We start from the raw sequence: 15,315 nt of genomic DNA, 5'->3' as shown, positions 1-15,315 counted from the left end.
GGACAAGCCTGCCTCTACAGGGTATGGTTCCGTCTGCGCACCCCGTCTTCCAGAGAGCACCCAATGGCCAACACCACGTCACTGCATCCAGGTTTCATGATCGTCCAGGGCAACCGCCTCGACGATTTGCGCAACCTGGTCGTGAGCGTGATGCGCAACTATCCCCTGGCGCCCCTGGAGAACGAAATCGCCCTGGTGCAGAGCAACGGTATCGCCCAATGGCTCAAGCTCGCACTGGCCGAAGACCCACAGGACGATGATCAAGGCGGCTGTGGTATCGCTGCGGCCATCGACGTTCAGTTGCCCGGCACTTTCATGTGGCAGCTCTATCGCCTTGTGCTGGGTCGCGACGAGATTCCCGAGGTGTCGCTGCTCGACAAGGCACCGCTGACCTGGCGCCTGGTACGCCTGCTGCCCGCGCTGATCGAGCGACCGCACTTCGAGCCACTCAAGCGCTTCCTCACCGACGACACCGATCTGCGCAAGCGCTACCAGCTCGCCGAACGCCTGGCCGACCTGTTCGACCAATACCAGGTCTATCGCGCCGACTGGCTCAAGGATTGGGCCGCTGGCGAGCACGTGCTCAATACCGCCCGGGGCGAGCGCAAGCCCCTGGCGGATGGCAACCGCTGGCAGGCCGAGCTATGGCGTGCATTGCTCGACGATGTCGGTGCAGAAGGTATGGCGCAGAGCCGTGCCGGCGTCCATCAGCGTTTCATCGCGCGCATGGATACCCTTGAGCAAGCCCCCGCCGGCCTGCCGTCGCGGGTCATCGTCTTTGGCATCTCGTCGCTGCCCGCCCAGGCCCTTGAAGCCCTGGCCGGGCTGGCCCGCTTCAGCCAGGTATTGCTGTGCGTACACAACCCTTGCCGCCATCACTGGGGGGATATCGTCGCGGACAAAGACCTGCTCCGGCACCAGTACAAGCGCCAACAGCGCAAGCACGGCATGCCGCTGCAACTGGACGACGAGTCGATGCACCAGCACGCTCATCCGCTGCTGGCCGCCTGGGGGAAGCAAGGCCGTGACTACATCAACCTGCTCGATAGCTACGATGATCCCAGCAGTTACCGTGGTGTCTTCAGCGACGGTCGCATCGACCTGTTCAGCGACGCCCAGCCCACCACCCTGCTCAATCAGTTGCAGGACGACATCCTCGAGCTGCGCCCCCTGGCCGAAACCCGCGAGGCCTGGCCTGCCATCGATGCCACCCGCGACCGTTCGGTCCGTTTCCACATCGCCCACAGCCCGCAGCGCGAAGTTGAAATCCTTCACGACCAGTTGCTTGCGCGCTTCAGCAGCGATCCGACCCTGCGTCCGCGCGATGTCATCGTCATGCTTCCGGCCATCGATGACTACGCCCCGCATATCCGCGCTGTCTTCGGCCAACTCGACCGCCATGATCCGCGCTACATCCCCTTCACCCTCACCGACCAGGGCCAGCGCGGCCGCGATCCATTGCTGATCGCCCTGGAGCATCTGCTCAAGCTCCCCGACAGCCGTTTCGCCGTGAGCGAGATCCTCGACCTGCTCGACGTCCCCGCCGTGCGCGCCCGCTTCGGGATCAAGGAGAGCGACCTGCCGACCCTGCACCGCTGGATCGAGGGCGCCGGCATCCGCTGGGGCCTGAGCGGTGAACAACGTGCCCGCCTCGGTTTGCCCGAAGGCCTGGAGCAGAACAGTTGGCGGTTCGGCCTGCGCCGGATGCTGCTGGGCTACGCCGTAGGTGTCGGTGAGGCCTGTGACGGCATTGAGCCCTATGACGAGATCGGTGGCCTGGACGCGGCCCTTATCGGCCCGCTGGTGGCCCTGCTCGATGCTCTGGACGTGGCGTTCCAGACCCTCGCCGAGCCGGCCAGCCCCGTAGTGTGGGGCGCGCGCCTGCATGCGTTGCTGCAGGTGTTCTTCCTCGCCGAGGAGGAGCACGACGAGCTGCTGCTGGTGCAATTGCAGGACCTGCGTGACACCTGGCTGGAAACCTGCGAGACCGTCGGCCTGCACGATCCATTGCCGCTCACGGTCGTGCGCGAGGCTTGGCTGTCGGGGCTGGATCAGGGCAAGCTGTCCCAGCGTTTCCTGGCGGGCTCCGTGAACTTCTGCACCTTGATGCCCATGCGCGCGATCCCGTTCCGCGTGGTCTGCCTGCTGGGCATGAACGACGGTGATTACCCCCGCGCCCAGCCGCCGCTGGACTTCGACCTGATGGCCAGCGATTACCGTCCTGGCGATCGTTCGCGCCGCGAAGATGACCGCTACCTGCTGCTCGAGGCGCTGCTGTCTGCCCGTGACCAACTCTATGTGAGCTGGGTCGGGCGCAGTATCCGCGACAACAGCGAACGCCCCGCCTCGGTGCTGGTCGGCCAGTTGCGTGACCATCTAGCCGCCGGTTGGCAGCTGGCCGGAGCCCAGCAAGGCCAACGTGACGACCCGGGCCAGCAGTTGCTGCATGCCCTGACCCAGGAGCATCCCCTGCAACCCTTCAGCCAGCGCTACTTCCAGAAAGGCAGCGCGCTGTTCAGCTACGCCCACGAGTGGCAGGTCCTGCACCAGCCCGCCGAGCCACCCTCGGAGCTCGACCAGGCGCTACCGCCCTATGACAGCGATGAGCCGCTGAACCTGACGCAACTGCAGGATTTTCTCCGCCATCCGGTCCGACATTTCTTCAGCCAACGCCTCAAGGTGTTCTTCGAAGCGCTGGAAGCGCCAACGCCGGATGAGGAACCTTTCGTGCTCGATGCCCTGCAACGCTACAGCCTCAGCGAGCGCCTGCTGGGTGCTGCATTGGCCGCACCCGACGACGCCGAGCAGGCATTGCGTACCCAGGCCCGCCGCCTGCAGGCATGCGGGCTGCTGCCATTGGCGGGCTTCGGCGAGTCGCTGCAGGCGGAACTGATCCAGCCCTTGCCAGACCTGCTGCAGCGTCATCGCCAACTGCTGGAGCGCTGGCATACCGTGGTAGAAGGCGCGCTGCCGCTTCACTTCGAGCGCGGCCCGCATCGCCTGGAAGGTTGGCTGGGGCGCGTCTACCAGGATGATGAACAAAGTCTCCTGAGCATCACCACCGTGCCCAACAGCCTGGGGGCCGGGCGCAACAGCCTCAAATGGCATCGGCTGATCCCCGCGTGGGTCATGCACCTGGCGGCCTGCGCTGCCGGTTATCCACTGCACACCGCTTTGGTCGCCAGCGACCGCACCCTGCTGCTCGCGCCGATGCCCGAGGCGCAAGCGGGTGACCTGCTTGCCGATCTGCTGGTGGCGCGCCAGGGGGCGATGAATGCACCCCTGCCAGTGGCGCCCAAGACCGCCTTCGCCTGGCTGGCCCAGTCAGACCCGGACAAAGCCCAGGCTGCCGCCGAGCGCGCCTATGAAGGCGACGGCCAGAACAGCTTCGGCGAGCGCAGCGAGAGCCTTGCACTGCTGCGTCAGTTCCGCGACTTCGCTGCGCTCACGGCCGACGAAACCTTCGAAGGCTGGTGCGAATCCCTCTACCGCCCCCTGTTTGCCGCCCCCTGGCAGACCCAAGGCAATCCGGAGACCGCCGCATGACCCAGGCCCGTCCCCTGGCCCTGAGCTTTCCCCTGCACGGCAGCCAGCTGATCGAAGCCAGTGCCGGCACCGGCAAGACCTTCACCATCTCGGCGCTCTACCTGCGCCTGATCCTCGGCCATGGCGGCGAGCAAGCCTTTGCCCGCGAACTGCTGCCGCCGCAGATTCTCGTGGTGACTTTCACCGATGCTGCGACCAAGGAACTGCGCGAGCGGATTCGCGCGCGCCTGGCCGAGGCTGCGCGTTTCTTCAGGGGCGAGCTGGACGACGCCGACCCCTTGCTGCACCTGCTGCGCGACGATTATCCACAGGAGCACTGGGCCCGTTGCGCCAGTCGCCTTGAGGTTGCAGTGCAGTGGATGGACGAGGCGGCGGTCTCGACCATTCACGGCTGGTGCCAGCGCATGCTGCGCGAGCATGCCTTCGACAGCGGCAGCCTGTTCACCCAGAGCCTGGAGACCGATCACAGCGAATTGCTCGGCCAGGTCATGCGCGATTACTGGCGGCGCTTCTGCTACGGCATGCAGGGCGAAGCGCTGGCCTGGGTGCGCAGCCACTGGGTGAGCCCGGACGCGTTGCTGCCGCGGATCCGCCCGCTGTTCGGCCGTGTCAGCAGGGAAGACGACGGTGCCGATCCACAGGTGTTGATCGAATCCGCCCTGCAGCGGCGCCACGCGCAACTGCGCGAGCTCAAGGCCCCCTGGGCCCAGTGGGCCGACGAGCTGCACGAAATCTGCCGTGCGGCAGTGGCCGCCAAGCAGGCCGATGGTCGCAAGTTGCAGGCACGCTTCTTCGAGCCTTGGTTCGACAAGCTGCGCGCCTGGGCAGGTGACGAGCAAGCCATGGAACTCGACCTGGGCACCGGCTTCACCCGCCTGACACCCTCAGGCATGGCCGAGGCCTGGAAAGTGGGCGAGCCACCGGACCACCCGGCATTGCACGCCATGGAGACACTCCGCGATGCGTTGCAGGCGCTGCCCGGCCCCGATTCGGCGGTGCTGGAACATGCTGCCGCGTGGGTCGCGGCGCGTTTCGAAGTGGAGAAACGCCGACGCGCCGAAATGGGCTTCGACGATATGCTGTTGCGCCTCGAACACGCGCTGCGCAGCGAGGCCGGCGAGCGTCTGGCCGGGCTGATCCGCGAGCAGTTCCCGGTGGCCTTGATCGACGAGTTCCAGGACACCGACCCGGTGCAGTACGGCATCTTCGAGCGCATCTACCGGATCGCCGAAAACCGCCCGGAAACCGGCCTGTTCATGATCGGCGACCCCAAGCAGGCGATCTACGCCTTCCGCGGCGCCGACATCTTCACCTACCTCGGTGCACGCCGTGCCACGGCTGGGCGCCTGCACAGCCTGGACACCAACTACCGCTCCAGCCAGGCCATGGTCGAGGCGGTCAACCGCGTGTTCCTGCTGGCCGAGCAACGCCCCGAAGGCAAGGGGGCGTTCCTGTTCCGTGAGGCCCACGACAACCCGCTGCCGTTCGTCGAAGTTCATGCCAAGGGCCGTAGCGAGCGCCTGCTGATCGACGGCCAGCCCTGCGCGGCGCTGCATTGCTGGCAGTTGCACAGTGACGAGCCGGTTGCCAACACGCTGTATCGTCAGCAACTGGCCGCCAGCTGCGCCAGCCATATCGTTGCCATGCTCAACGGTGGTCAACGAGGTGTGACGGGGTTTGCCAACGCTCAGGGCGAGGTGCGCGGCTGCCTGCCTTCGGACATTGCCATCCTGGTGCGCGATGGCCGCGAGGCGCAGCTGGTCCGTGCCGAGCTGGCTGCCCGTGGGGTACGCAGTGTCTATCTGTCGGACAAGGACTCGGTCTTTGCCGCCCAGGAAGCGCACGATCTGCTGGCCTGGCTCAAAGCCTGCGCCGAGCCTGACGCCGAGCGCCTGCTCAAGGCCGCCCTGGCCAGCCTGACGCTGGACCTGCCGTTGCTCGAACTGGAGCGACTGAACCAGGACGAGCGGGTCTGGGAAGACTGGGTAATGCGTTTCCGTCTGTACCGCGACACCTGGCAGCGCCAGGGCGTGCTGCCCATGCTGCGCCGGTTGTTGCACGACTTCCAGTTGCCACGCACGTTGATCGCCCGTACCGACGGCGAACGTGTGCTGACCAATCTGCTGCACCTGGCCGAACTGCTGCAACAGGCGGCCGGCGAACTGGATGGCGAACAGGCCTTGATCCGTCACCTGGCCGAGCACCTGGCCAATGCCGGGCAGGCCGGTGAAGAGCAGATCCTGCGCCTGGAGAGCGATGAGCAACTGGTCAAGGTCGTGACCATCCACAAATCCAAGGGCCTGGAGTACCCGCTGGTCTATCTGCCGTTCATCTGCACCAGCAAACCGGTGGATGGCCAGCGCCTGCCATTGGCCTGGCACGGCGATGATGGCCAGGTGCTGCTGACGCTCACGCCCACCGACGAGCAGATCGCCTTGGCGGACGATGAGCGTCTGGCCGAAGACCTGCGCCTGCTCTACGTCGCCCTGACCCGCGCCCAGCATGCCTGCTGGCTGGGGGTTGCCGACCTCAAGCGCGGCAGCCAGAAAACCTCGCAACTGCACCGCTCGGGCCTGGGTTACCTGCTGGGCGGCGGCGTCCCGCTGGCGGCTTCCGTGCAGTTGGCCGACTGGCTGCAGGCGCTGTGTGCCGAGGGGGCGCCCATTGCCTGCGTGCCTGTGCCCGACGCCGATGAACAGTGCTATCTCGCCCCGCAGGACAGCGCCGAACGCCTGCCTGCACGCAAGCCGCGCCGCGCAGCGGCGGAGCAGTGGTGGATCGCCTCCTACAGCGCCTTGCGGGTCGGCGACCAGAACCTCGGTGCCGACAGCTCCCAGGCCCAGCAATTGCTCGACGACGAGAACGTCGATGCACAGCGCCTGCGTGAAGTCCCTGCGGAAAACGGCGATATCCACCGTTTCCCTCGCGGACCGAACCCCGGCACCTTCCTTCACGGCCTGCTCGAGTGGGCTGGGCGTGAAGGTTTTGCCGAAGTGGCCGGCCAGCCCGCGTTGATCGAACGAACGGTCGGCCAACGCTGCAACCGTCGCGACTGGACCGGCTGGATCCCGACCCTGGCGCCCTGGCTGCAGCAGTTGCTGACGCAGGCCATGCCGCTGTCGCCGGACGGCCCGGTCCTGACCCTGGCGCAGCTCCAGCAATATCAGATCGAGATGGAGTTCTGGTTCGCCAGCCATCAGGTTGACGTGCTGCGCCTCGATCAGCTCGTTGTCCGCCACACCCACGGTGGCGCCGCGCGACCGGCAGCGCTGGCGACCCAACTCAATGGCATGTTCAAGGGCTTCATCGACCTGGCGTTCGAGCTGGACGGGCGCTACTACGTGGCCGACTACAAGTCCAACTGGCTCGGCCCCGACGGCAGCGCCTACAGTGCACTGGCCATGGAGCAGGCGATCCTCGACCATCGCTACGACCTGCAGTACGTGCTCTACCTGCTGGCCCTGCATCGCCAGTTGCGCGCGCGGCTGCCCGACTACGACTACGACCGCCATGTGGGCGGTGCCTTGTTCATCTTCCTGCGCGGTATTGGCAGCGTCGGCCATGGCCTGTATTTCGCCCGACCGCCCCGTGAGCTGATCGAGCAGCTCGATGCGTTGTTTCGCGGCGCCTGTGCGCCCGAACAGCAGGACCTGTTTGCCGGAGCCGCACCATGAGCCGAACCCTCGATGACCTGCTGCCGACACCGCTGCAGGCCGAGCACCTGGCGGCCCTTGCGCCGTTGAACGACAGCCAGGACCTGCTGGCCCTGCTCGACCGTTGGGTCGAGCGCGGCTGGTTGCGTGCGCTGGACCGGGCATTCGTCAGCTTCCTCGAGGAGCGCGAGGCCGGCAGCGATCCCCTGCTGTTGCTGGCGGCGGCGCTGGCCAGTCACCAGTTGGGGCATGGGCATGTCTGTCTCGACCTTGAGCAGACTCTAGCCGAGCCCGATTTCGCCTTGTCGCTGCCGCCAGAGGGCGATGCGCTGGCGGGGCCGTTGCTGTTGCCGTCGCAGTTGCTCGCCACGCTCGAACCGAGCACCTGGCGTCAGCGCATCGCGGCCAGTCGGCTGGTGGCCTCGGGCGATGCCCAGGGCCAGGACGCGCGGCCGCTGGTACTCAGCGGCCAGCGTCTGTACCTGCGCCGGTACTGGAGCTATGAGCGGCGTATCGACCGGTCGCTGCAGCAACGCATCCTGGCAGACGAGTCGATTCCCGCCGACCTGCCCGCGCGCCTGGCACAGTTGTTCGAGGATGGCGCCCCGGCAGACCAGGTCGACTGGCAGAAGCTCGCCTGTGCCCTGGCAACGCGTGCCGCGTTCAGCATCATCACCGGTGGCCCTGGCACCGGCAAGACCACCACGGTCGTACGCTTGCTGGCCTTGCTGCAGGGGCCGGCAGTGGAGCAGGGCAGGCCCTTGCGCATCCGCCTGGCCGCACCCACCGGCAAGGCCGCTGCGCGCCTGACCGAATCCATTGGCCAGCAGGTCGAGCGTTTGCGTGTCCGTGCCGATGTGCGTGCCCAGATTCCGACCGAAGTGAGCACCGTACACCGCTTGCTTGGCAGTCGCCCCGGTTCGCGGCATTTTCGGCATCACGCCGGTAACCCGCTGCCGCTGGACGTGCTGGTGGTCGATGAAGCCTCGATGATCGACCTGGAAATGATGGCCAATCTGCTTGACGCCTTGCCAGCGCAGGCACGCCTGGTGCTGTTGGGCGACAAGGACCAGTTGGCCTCGGTGGAGGCCGGTGCGGTGCTCGGCGACCTGTGCCGGTATGCCGAAGAGGGGCGTTACACGCCCGCCACTCAGGCCTGGCTCGAGCAGGTGGGTGGCCAGTCGCTGCAGGGCAGCGGTTTGCAGCCAGGTGATGCGCGTCAGCACGCGCTGGCCCAGCAGGTGGTGATGTTGCGTTATTCCCGGCGTTTCGGCGAAGGCAGTGGCATCGGCCAGTTGGCGCGCCTGGTCAACCTGCAGCAGGCCCGCCAGGCGCGGGATCTGCTGAGCATGCCGCCTGAGGACGTGTTCGGGCTGTCGCTGCGCGGCGAGCATGACCGCGCCTTCGATCGCTTGCTGCTGGATGGCCTTGGGCGTGGTGAAGACGGCCCGCAGGGCTATCGCCACTTTCTGCGCAGTATCGGTCGTCATCGGCCGGCGCCAGGCACGCCTGGCGATGACCCCGCGTGGGAGCAGTGGGCTGCCCTGGTGCTGAACAGCTTCGAAGGTTTCCAGCTGCTGTGCGCGGTGCGCAAAGGGCCCTGGGGGGTGCAAGGGCTGAACGAGCGTGTGGCGCGTGTGTTGCACAACGCCGGGTTGATCGACACCCGTCAACCCTGGTACGAGGGACGACCGGTGCTGGTCACCCGCAATGACTACGGCCTCGGCCTGATGAACGGTGATATCGGCATCGCCCTGCGCCTGCCCGACGAGCATGGCGAGCCACTGCTGAGGGTCGCCTTCCCGCGCAACGACGGCTCGGGCGGGGTGCGCTTCGTGTTGCCCAGTCGGCTCAATGAGGTGGAGACGGTGTTCGCCATGACTGTACACAAGTCCCAGGGCTCTGAGTTCAGCCATACCGCGCTGGTGCTGCCTGATGCGCTCAATCCCGTGCTGACCAAGGAGCTGGTGTACACCGGTATTACCCGCGCCAAGCAGTGCTTCAGCCTGGTGGAACCACGGGCGGGGGTCTTCGAGGCGGCTGTCGAGCGCAAGGTGCGTCGGATTTCTGGCCTCATGCTCGATCAAGCGTGATGTTCGTCAATACCTTGGCACTGCGGCCTTATGCTATCGTGCGGGTTATCTGAATCTAATTTGAGAGATTTCCCACATGACAGTGGTTGTCTCGCCCAGGGGGCGAGTGACGGGCTGCGTGCTTTCGCTAGTGATTGCCGCCTTGTCGCTGTTCGCCGTACCTGCCCGGGCGGACCTCCCTGCCACTGCAACCCAGGTGCAGCAACGCGCCAAGGCGGTAACCCAGGTCGTGCTGGGGATCTTCAGCTATGCCCGCTGGCCTGCTGACCCTTCGCCGCTGCGCCTGTGCCTGGTCGGCCCCACAGAATATGCCGACGACCTGATCAAGGGCACTGTGCAGAATGCCGGCCAGCCCCTGCAGGTGCGTCGCCTGCTGGCCGACGATGCACGCGTTTCCGGCGCCTGCGACGCGGTGTACATCGGCAAGCTCGACGCTGGCCAGCGTGATCGCCTGTTCCAGGCCCTGGTCGGGCATCCGGTCCTGAGCATCAGCGAGGCCGATGACCCGTGCACCGTCGGCAGCCTGTTCTGCCTGCACGTCGATGACGAACAGGTCAGCTTCGATGTGAACCTCGACTCGGTGGCGCGCAGTGGCGTGCGCATCCACCCCAGCGTGCTGCAATTGTCGCGGCGCAGGGCGGCGCAACCATGAAACTCACCGGCAGCCGCAGGAAGCGGCCGACCTTGCGGTCAGTGCTGGGGCGCGGGCACTTGGGTGTCGCGCTGATCGCCGTCGGACTCGTGGGCGTGTCCCTGACCGTGCTCGGCGTGGCAGCGTTGCGCGTCTATGCCCATCACAACCTGCACCTGATCGCCCGCTCGATCAGCTACACCGTGGAAGCGGCGGTGGTGTTCGACGACAGCGGGGCGGCCAGTGAAGCCCTGGCGGTGATCGCCGCCACTGAAGAGGTGGCAGACGCCAAGGTCTTCGACAGCCAGGGTGAGATGCTGGCGCAATGGCAACGCGATGACACAGGCTTGCTGGCACCCCTGGAGCGCCAGGTGGCCAAGGCCTTGCTGGGCGAGGCCATCCACCTGCCGATCGTCCGTCAGCAGCGCACGGTCGGGCACATCGAGCTGCTTGGCCAGGGCGGCAGCCTGCTGCGCTTCCTGCTCAGCGGCCTGGCGGGAATCCTCTTTTGCAGCTTGCTCAGCGCCGCAGTCGCCATCCACCTGTCGCGCCGGCTGTTCGGCGATATCGTCCGTCCCCTGCGGGGGCTGGCCAGCGTGGCCCATGCGGCGCGACGCGAGCGCAGCTTCGACCGGCGCGTGCCCGAGACGCCGATTGCCGAGCTCAATGAGCTGGGCAACGACTTCAACGCCCTGCTCGACGAGCTGGAGGTCTGGCAGAGCCACTTGCAGAGCGAGAACGAGACCCTCGCGCACCAGGCCAGCCATGACAGCCTCACCGGCCTGCCCAATCGCGCCTTCTTCGAAGGGCGCCTCAACCGTTGCCTGCGCAACGCCGCCCAGCAGCAGGACCACCTGGCGCTGCTGTTCCTCGACAGTGACCACTTCAAGAAGATCAACGACAGCCTCGGCCATGCCGTTGGCGACGAGGTGCTGATCAATATCGCCAGCCGCGTGCGTGCGCAGTTGCGCGAGCACGACCTGGTGGCGCGCCTTGGCGGTGACGAGTTCGCCGTGCTGCTGACCCCTCTGCATTCACGCGAGGATGCCCAGCGCATCGCCGAGAAGATCGTTGCCAGCATGAGGCTGCCGATCCTGCTGGACGATGGCCAGCGCGTCAGCACCTCGTTGAGTGTCGGCATCGCCTATTACCCGGACGATGGCCAGGATTCGGCCAGTCTGCTCAATGCCGCCGATGCGGCGATGTACCAGGCCAAGCGTAATCGGCGCGGCCATTGGCAAGTGGCCCAGACGGAACGCTGAGCCACGGATTTGAACAACAGGAGCTGAACCGTGAAACACCCCTTTTCCCGACTGCGTTTTCCCTTGCTGGCCTTGCTGCTGGCAGTGTTGGCCTTGACCGGCTGCCAGACCGTGCCACCCAGTGGGCTGAGCCCTGAACAGATTGCCGTGCTCAAGCGCGAAGGGTTCACCCCAAGCGACGAGGGCTGGGCGTTCGACCTGTCGGGCAAGGTGCTGTTCGGCAGTGACCTGGACGGGCTCAACGGCCAGAGCCAGGCGATTGTCGAGCGGATCGGCAAGGCGTTGCTGTCGGTGGATATCCAGCATGTGCGCGTCGATGGCCATGCCGATGCCTCGGGCAAGGTGGCCTATAACCAGCAGCTCTCCGAGCGCCGAGCCCAGAGTGTGGCCCAGGCGCTGATCAGCGTCGGCATGCAGCCGCGCAACATTCAGACGCGCGGCTTGGGCAGCACCCAGCCGGTGGCGGACAACCGCACCAGTGCCGGGCGCACCGAGAATCGGCGGGTGTCGATCGTGGTGGCGTCGAACTAAGGAATGGGAGCAATGGCACCGGCCCCCTGTGGGAGCGGGCTCGTCCCGCGATCACCGGCGCAGCCGGTGCCATCCGCCTCAATCCTGCGCAAATACCATCTCCCGCGTCTGCCCCATCAACAGCGGCGCATTCGCCTCGGTCACATCGCGGATGTAATCCCACAGCAAAGTGATCCGCTTCAACTTGCGCAAGTCCTCCCGGCAATACATCCAGAACTGCCGCGTCACCTCCACCTCCTCCGGTAGCACGGTCACCAGTCGTTCGTCCTGCGCCGCCAGGAAACACGGCAGGATCGCCAGCCCGCGTCCCTGCAGGGCAGCGGTGTATTGGGCGATCACGCTGGTGCTGCGCAGGTGGGCGCTGGCGTTGGGGATCAGGTTGGCCAGGTACAGCAGCTCGGAACTGAACGCCAGGTCGTCCACGTAGCTGATGAACGGATGGCGCACCAGGTCGGCGACTTGGCGGATCGGTTCGTGGTGGTCGAGGTACTCGCGGGTCGCATAGAGGCGCAGGCGGTAGTCGCACAGCTTGCAGCACACGTAGGGCCCATGCTCGGGGCGCTCCAGGGCGATGACAATGTCGGCTTCACGCTTGGACAGGCTGATGAAGTGCGGCAGCGGCAGAATGTCCACCGAGATCGCCGGCCAGGTGTCCACGAAGCGGCTCAGCTGAGGGGTGACGAAGAAGCTGCCGAAGCCCTCGGTGCACCCCATGCGGACGTGCCCGGACAGCGCAACGCCCGAGCCCGACACCTGCTCGCAGGCCATGTGCAGGGTGCTTTCGATCGACTCGGCATAGCCCAGCAGACGCTGGCCTTCGGCGGTGAGCACGAAACCGTTGGTTCGCGATTTCTCGAACAGCAAGGTGCCCATCGCCCCTTCCAGCGAGCTGATGCGCCGCGACACCGTGGTGTAGTCCACGGCCAGGCGTTTGGCTGCACTGCTGGCCTTGCGGGTGCGCGCTACCTCAAGAAAGAACTTGAGGTCGTCCCAGTTCAGCGCGCTGAGGGAGGTCAGGTCTTTTTGCATGTTGATCCGGTTTTTTTGTGCATTCTTGTTGGATGTTTGCACATCTATACTCGAACTCAGCCCCTGCACGCCACCCCGTTCGCTGCGGCGTAGGCGTCTTCGTTCCGACAATAATTCCAAGGAGAGCGCAGATGAACGCACCCCACACGCCCCACACTCAGGTCGAGCAGGTCAAGCTGCTGATCGACGGCCAATGGGTCGAGTCCAAGACCACCGAATGGCGCGACATCGTCAACCCGGCCACCCAGCAGGTGCTGGCGCGTGTTCCTTTCGCCACCCCCGAGGAAGTCGCCGCGGCGGTCGCGGCTGGCGAACGAGCCTTCAAGACCTGGCGTGACACGCCGATCGGTGCGCGCATGCGCATCATGCTCAAGCTGCAGGCGTTGATCCGCGAACACAGCAAGCGCATCGCCGCGACCCTGAGCGCCGAGCAAGGCAAGACCCTGGCCGACGCAGAAGGCGATATTTTCCGTGGTCTGGAAGTGGTCGAGCATGCCGCGTCCATCGGCACCCTGCAGATGGGCGAGTTCGCCGAGAACGTCGCCGGTGGCGTCGACACCTACACCCTGCGCCAGCCCATCGGCGTGTGCGCCGGCATCACCCCGTTCAACTTCCCGGCGATGATCCCGCTGTGGATGTTCCCGATGGCCATCGTCTGCGGCAACACCTTCGTGCTCAAACCCTCCGAGCAGGATCCGCTGTCGACCATGATGCTGGTCGAGCTGGCGCTCGAAGCTGGCGTGCCGGCCGGTGTGCTCAACGTGGTGCATGGCGGCAAGCAGGTGGTCGATGCGCTCTGCACCCACCCGGACATCAAGGCGATCTCCTTCGTCGGCTCCACCGAAGTGGGCACCCATGTCTACAACCTGGGCAGCCAGCACGGCAAGCGCGTGCAGTCGATGATGGGCGCCAAGAACCACGCCGTGGTGCTGCCCGACGCCAACCGCACCCAGACCATCAACGCCCTGGTCGGCGCGGCCTTCGGTGCGGCCGGCCAGCGCTGCATGGCCACGTCGGTGGCGGTGCTGGTGGGCAAGGCGCGTGAATGGCTGCCGGATATCAAGGCGGCGGCGAGCAAGCTCAAGGTCAATGCCGGCAGCGAGCCGGGCACCGATGTCGGGCCGGTGGTTTCCAAGCGCGCCAAGGAGCGTGTGCTGGGGCTGATCGAGAGCGGCATCAAGGAAGGCGCCACGCTCGAGCTGGACGGCCGCGACGTGAAGGTGCCGGGGTACGAGCAGGGCAACTTCGTCGGCCCGACCCTGTTCTCCGGGGTGAAGACCGACATGCAGATCTACACCCAGGAAATCTTCGGTCCGGTACTGGTCACCCTCGAGGTCGATACCCTCGACGAGGCCATCGCCCTGGTCAACGCCAACCCGTTCGGCAATGGCACCGGCCTGTTCACCCAGAGCGGCGCGGCAGCGCGCAAGTTCCAGAGCGAAATCGACATCGGCCAGGTCGGCATCAACATTCCGATTCCGGTGCCGGTGCCGTTCTTCAGCTTCACCGGTTCGCGTGGCTCCAAGCTTGGCGACCTCGGCCCATACGGCAAGCAGGTGGTGCAGTTCTACACTCAGACCAAGACCGTCACCGCCCGCTGGTTCGATGACGACAGCGTCAATGACGGTGTGAACACCACCATCAGCCTGCGCTAAGGAGACTGCCATGCGCATTGCATTCATCGGTCTGGGCAACATGGGCGCGCCCATGGCCCGTAACCTGATCAAGGCCGGGCATCAGCTCAACCTGTTCGACCTGAACAAGACCGTGCTGGCCGAGCTCGCCGAACTGGGCGGGCAGATCAGCACCTCGCCCAGGGATGCCGCCGCCAACAGCGAGCTGGTGATCACCATGCTGCCGGCCGCTGCCCATGTGCGCGGCGTGTACCTGAACGAGGACGGCGTGCTCGCCGGCATTCGCCCCGGCACACCGGCGGTGGACTGCAGCACCATCGATCCGCAGACCGCCCGCGACGTGTCCAAGGCCGCGGCGGCCAAAGGCATCGACCTGGGTGATGCGCCGGTGTCCGGTGGCACCGGCGGCGCGGCGGCCGGCACCCTGACCTTCATGGTCGGTGCCAGCCCCGAACTGTTCGCCACGCTCAAACCGGTGCTCGAGCAGATGGGGCGCAACATCGTGCACTGCGGTGAAGTCGGCACCGGACAGATCGCCAAGATCTGCAACAACCTGCTGTTGGGCATCTCGATGATCGGCGTGTCCGAGGCGATGGCCCTGGGCAATGCACTGGGGATCGACACCCAGGTGCTGGCCGGCATCATCAACAGCTCGACGGGCCGTTGCTGGAGTTCGGATACCTACAACCCCTGGCCGGGCGTGATCGAGACCGCCCCCGCATCGCGGGGTTACACCGGTGGTTTCGGTGCGGAGCTGATGCTCAAGGACCTGGGCCTGGCGACCGAGGCCGCGCGCCAGGCGCACCAGCCGGTGATCCTCGGTGCTGTGGCGCAGCAGTTGTACCAGGCCATGAGTTTGCGGGGCGAGGGCGGCAAGGATTTCTCGGCGATCGTCGAGGGGTATCGCAAGAAGGATTGATACGCGAGTGGGCTTGA

9 protein-coding genes are annotated in these 15,315 nt (G+C 66.0%); 8 read left to right on the top strand and 1 reads right to left on the bottom strand.

The annotated features are described in order from the left end of the window. Nucleotides 1-63: 63 nt before the first annotated feature. The 6 genes from recC (at nucleotide 64) to HU729_RS16215 (ending at nucleotide 11,716) form a co-directional block, all read left to right on the top strand. Nucleotides 64-3,546, top strand: a complete 3,483-nt coding sequence (gene recC, locus HU729_RS16240) for an exodeoxyribonuclease V subunit gamma (protein ID WP_186710965.1) — start codon at nucleotides 64-66, stop codon at nucleotides 3,544-3,546. Next, nucleotides 3,543-7,220 (top strand): exodeoxyribonuclease V subunit beta, encoded by a 3,678-nt coding sequence (recB, locus tag HU729_RS16235; protein WP_186710964.1) that lies wholly within the window; start codon nucleotides 3,543-3,545, stop codon nucleotides 7,218-7,220. The genes recC and recB overlap by 4 nt, the downstream gene beginning before the upstream one ends. Further along, nucleotides 7,217-9,292, top strand: coding sequence for an exodeoxyribonuclease V subunit alpha (gene recD, locus HU729_RS16230; RefSeq protein WP_186710963.1), 2,076 nt, complete (start codon nucleotides 7,217-7,219; stop codon nucleotides 9,290-9,292). The genes recB and recD overlap by 4 nt, the downstream gene beginning before the upstream one ends. Before the next feature lie 82 nt (nucleotides 9,293-9,374). Continuing rightward, nucleotides 9,375-9,944 carry a YfiR family protein gene (locus tag HU729_RS16225; RefSeq protein WP_186670374.1) on the top strand — a complete coding sequence of 190 codons (570 nt, stop codon included), beginning with the start codon at nucleotides 9,375-9,377 and terminating at the stop codon, nucleotides 9,942-9,944. After that, nucleotides 9,941-11,185 (top strand): diguanylate cyclase, encoded by a 1,245-nt coding sequence (locus HU729_RS16220; RefSeq protein WP_186710962.1) that lies wholly within the window; start codon nucleotides 9,941-9,943, stop codon nucleotides 11,183-11,185. Before HU729_RS16225 ends, HU729_RS16220 begins: the two co-directional genes overlap by 4 nt. Before the next feature lie 30 nt (nucleotides 11,186-11,215). Next, complete coding sequence (locus HU729_RS16215) at nucleotides 11,216-11,716, top strand: OmpA family protein (protein WP_288374933.1); 501 nt, start codon at nucleotides 11,216-11,218, stop codon at nucleotides 11,714-11,716. A 78-nt stretch (nucleotides 11,717-11,794) separates the two neighbouring features. Here HU729_RS16215 and HU729_RS16210 read toward each other — a convergent pair whose 3' ends face one another. Then, nucleotides 11,795-12,745, bottom strand: coding sequence for a LysR family transcriptional regulator (locus HU729_RS16210; protein WP_186710961.1), 951 nt, complete (start codon nucleotides 12,743-12,745; stop codon nucleotides 11,795-11,797). Between the two features lie 131 nt (nucleotides 12,746-12,876). Between HU729_RS16210 and HU729_RS16205 the strand changes: the two genes are divergently transcribed. Together HU729_RS16205 and mmsB are read left to right on the top strand one after the other, a co-directional pair. Further along, a complete protein-coding gene (locus HU729_RS16205) occupies nucleotides 12,877-14,400 on the top strand; it encodes a CoA-acylating methylmalonate-semialdehyde dehydrogenase (protein WP_186670311.1) in 1,524 nt (507 codons plus the stop codon). Between the two features lie 10 nt (nucleotides 14,401-14,410). Then, nucleotides 14,411-15,298 (top strand): 3-hydroxyisobutyrate dehydrogenase, encoded by an 888-nt coding sequence (gene mmsB / locus HU729_RS16200; protein ID WP_186710960.1) that lies wholly within the window; start codon nucleotides 14,411-14,413, stop codon nucleotides 15,296-15,298. The last annotated feature ends 17 nt before the right edge of the window (nucleotides 15,299-15,315 follow it).

The organism is Pseudomonas sp. RW10S2 (assembly GCF_014268985.1).
Taxonomy (GTDB): Bacteria; Pseudomonadota; Gammaproteobacteria; order Pseudomonadales; family Pseudomonadaceae; genus Aquipseudomonas; species Aquipseudomonas wayambapalatensis.
The sequence above is the reverse complement of the archived record's forward strand: the minus strand, read 5'-3'. Positions and strand labels throughout refer to the sequence as shown.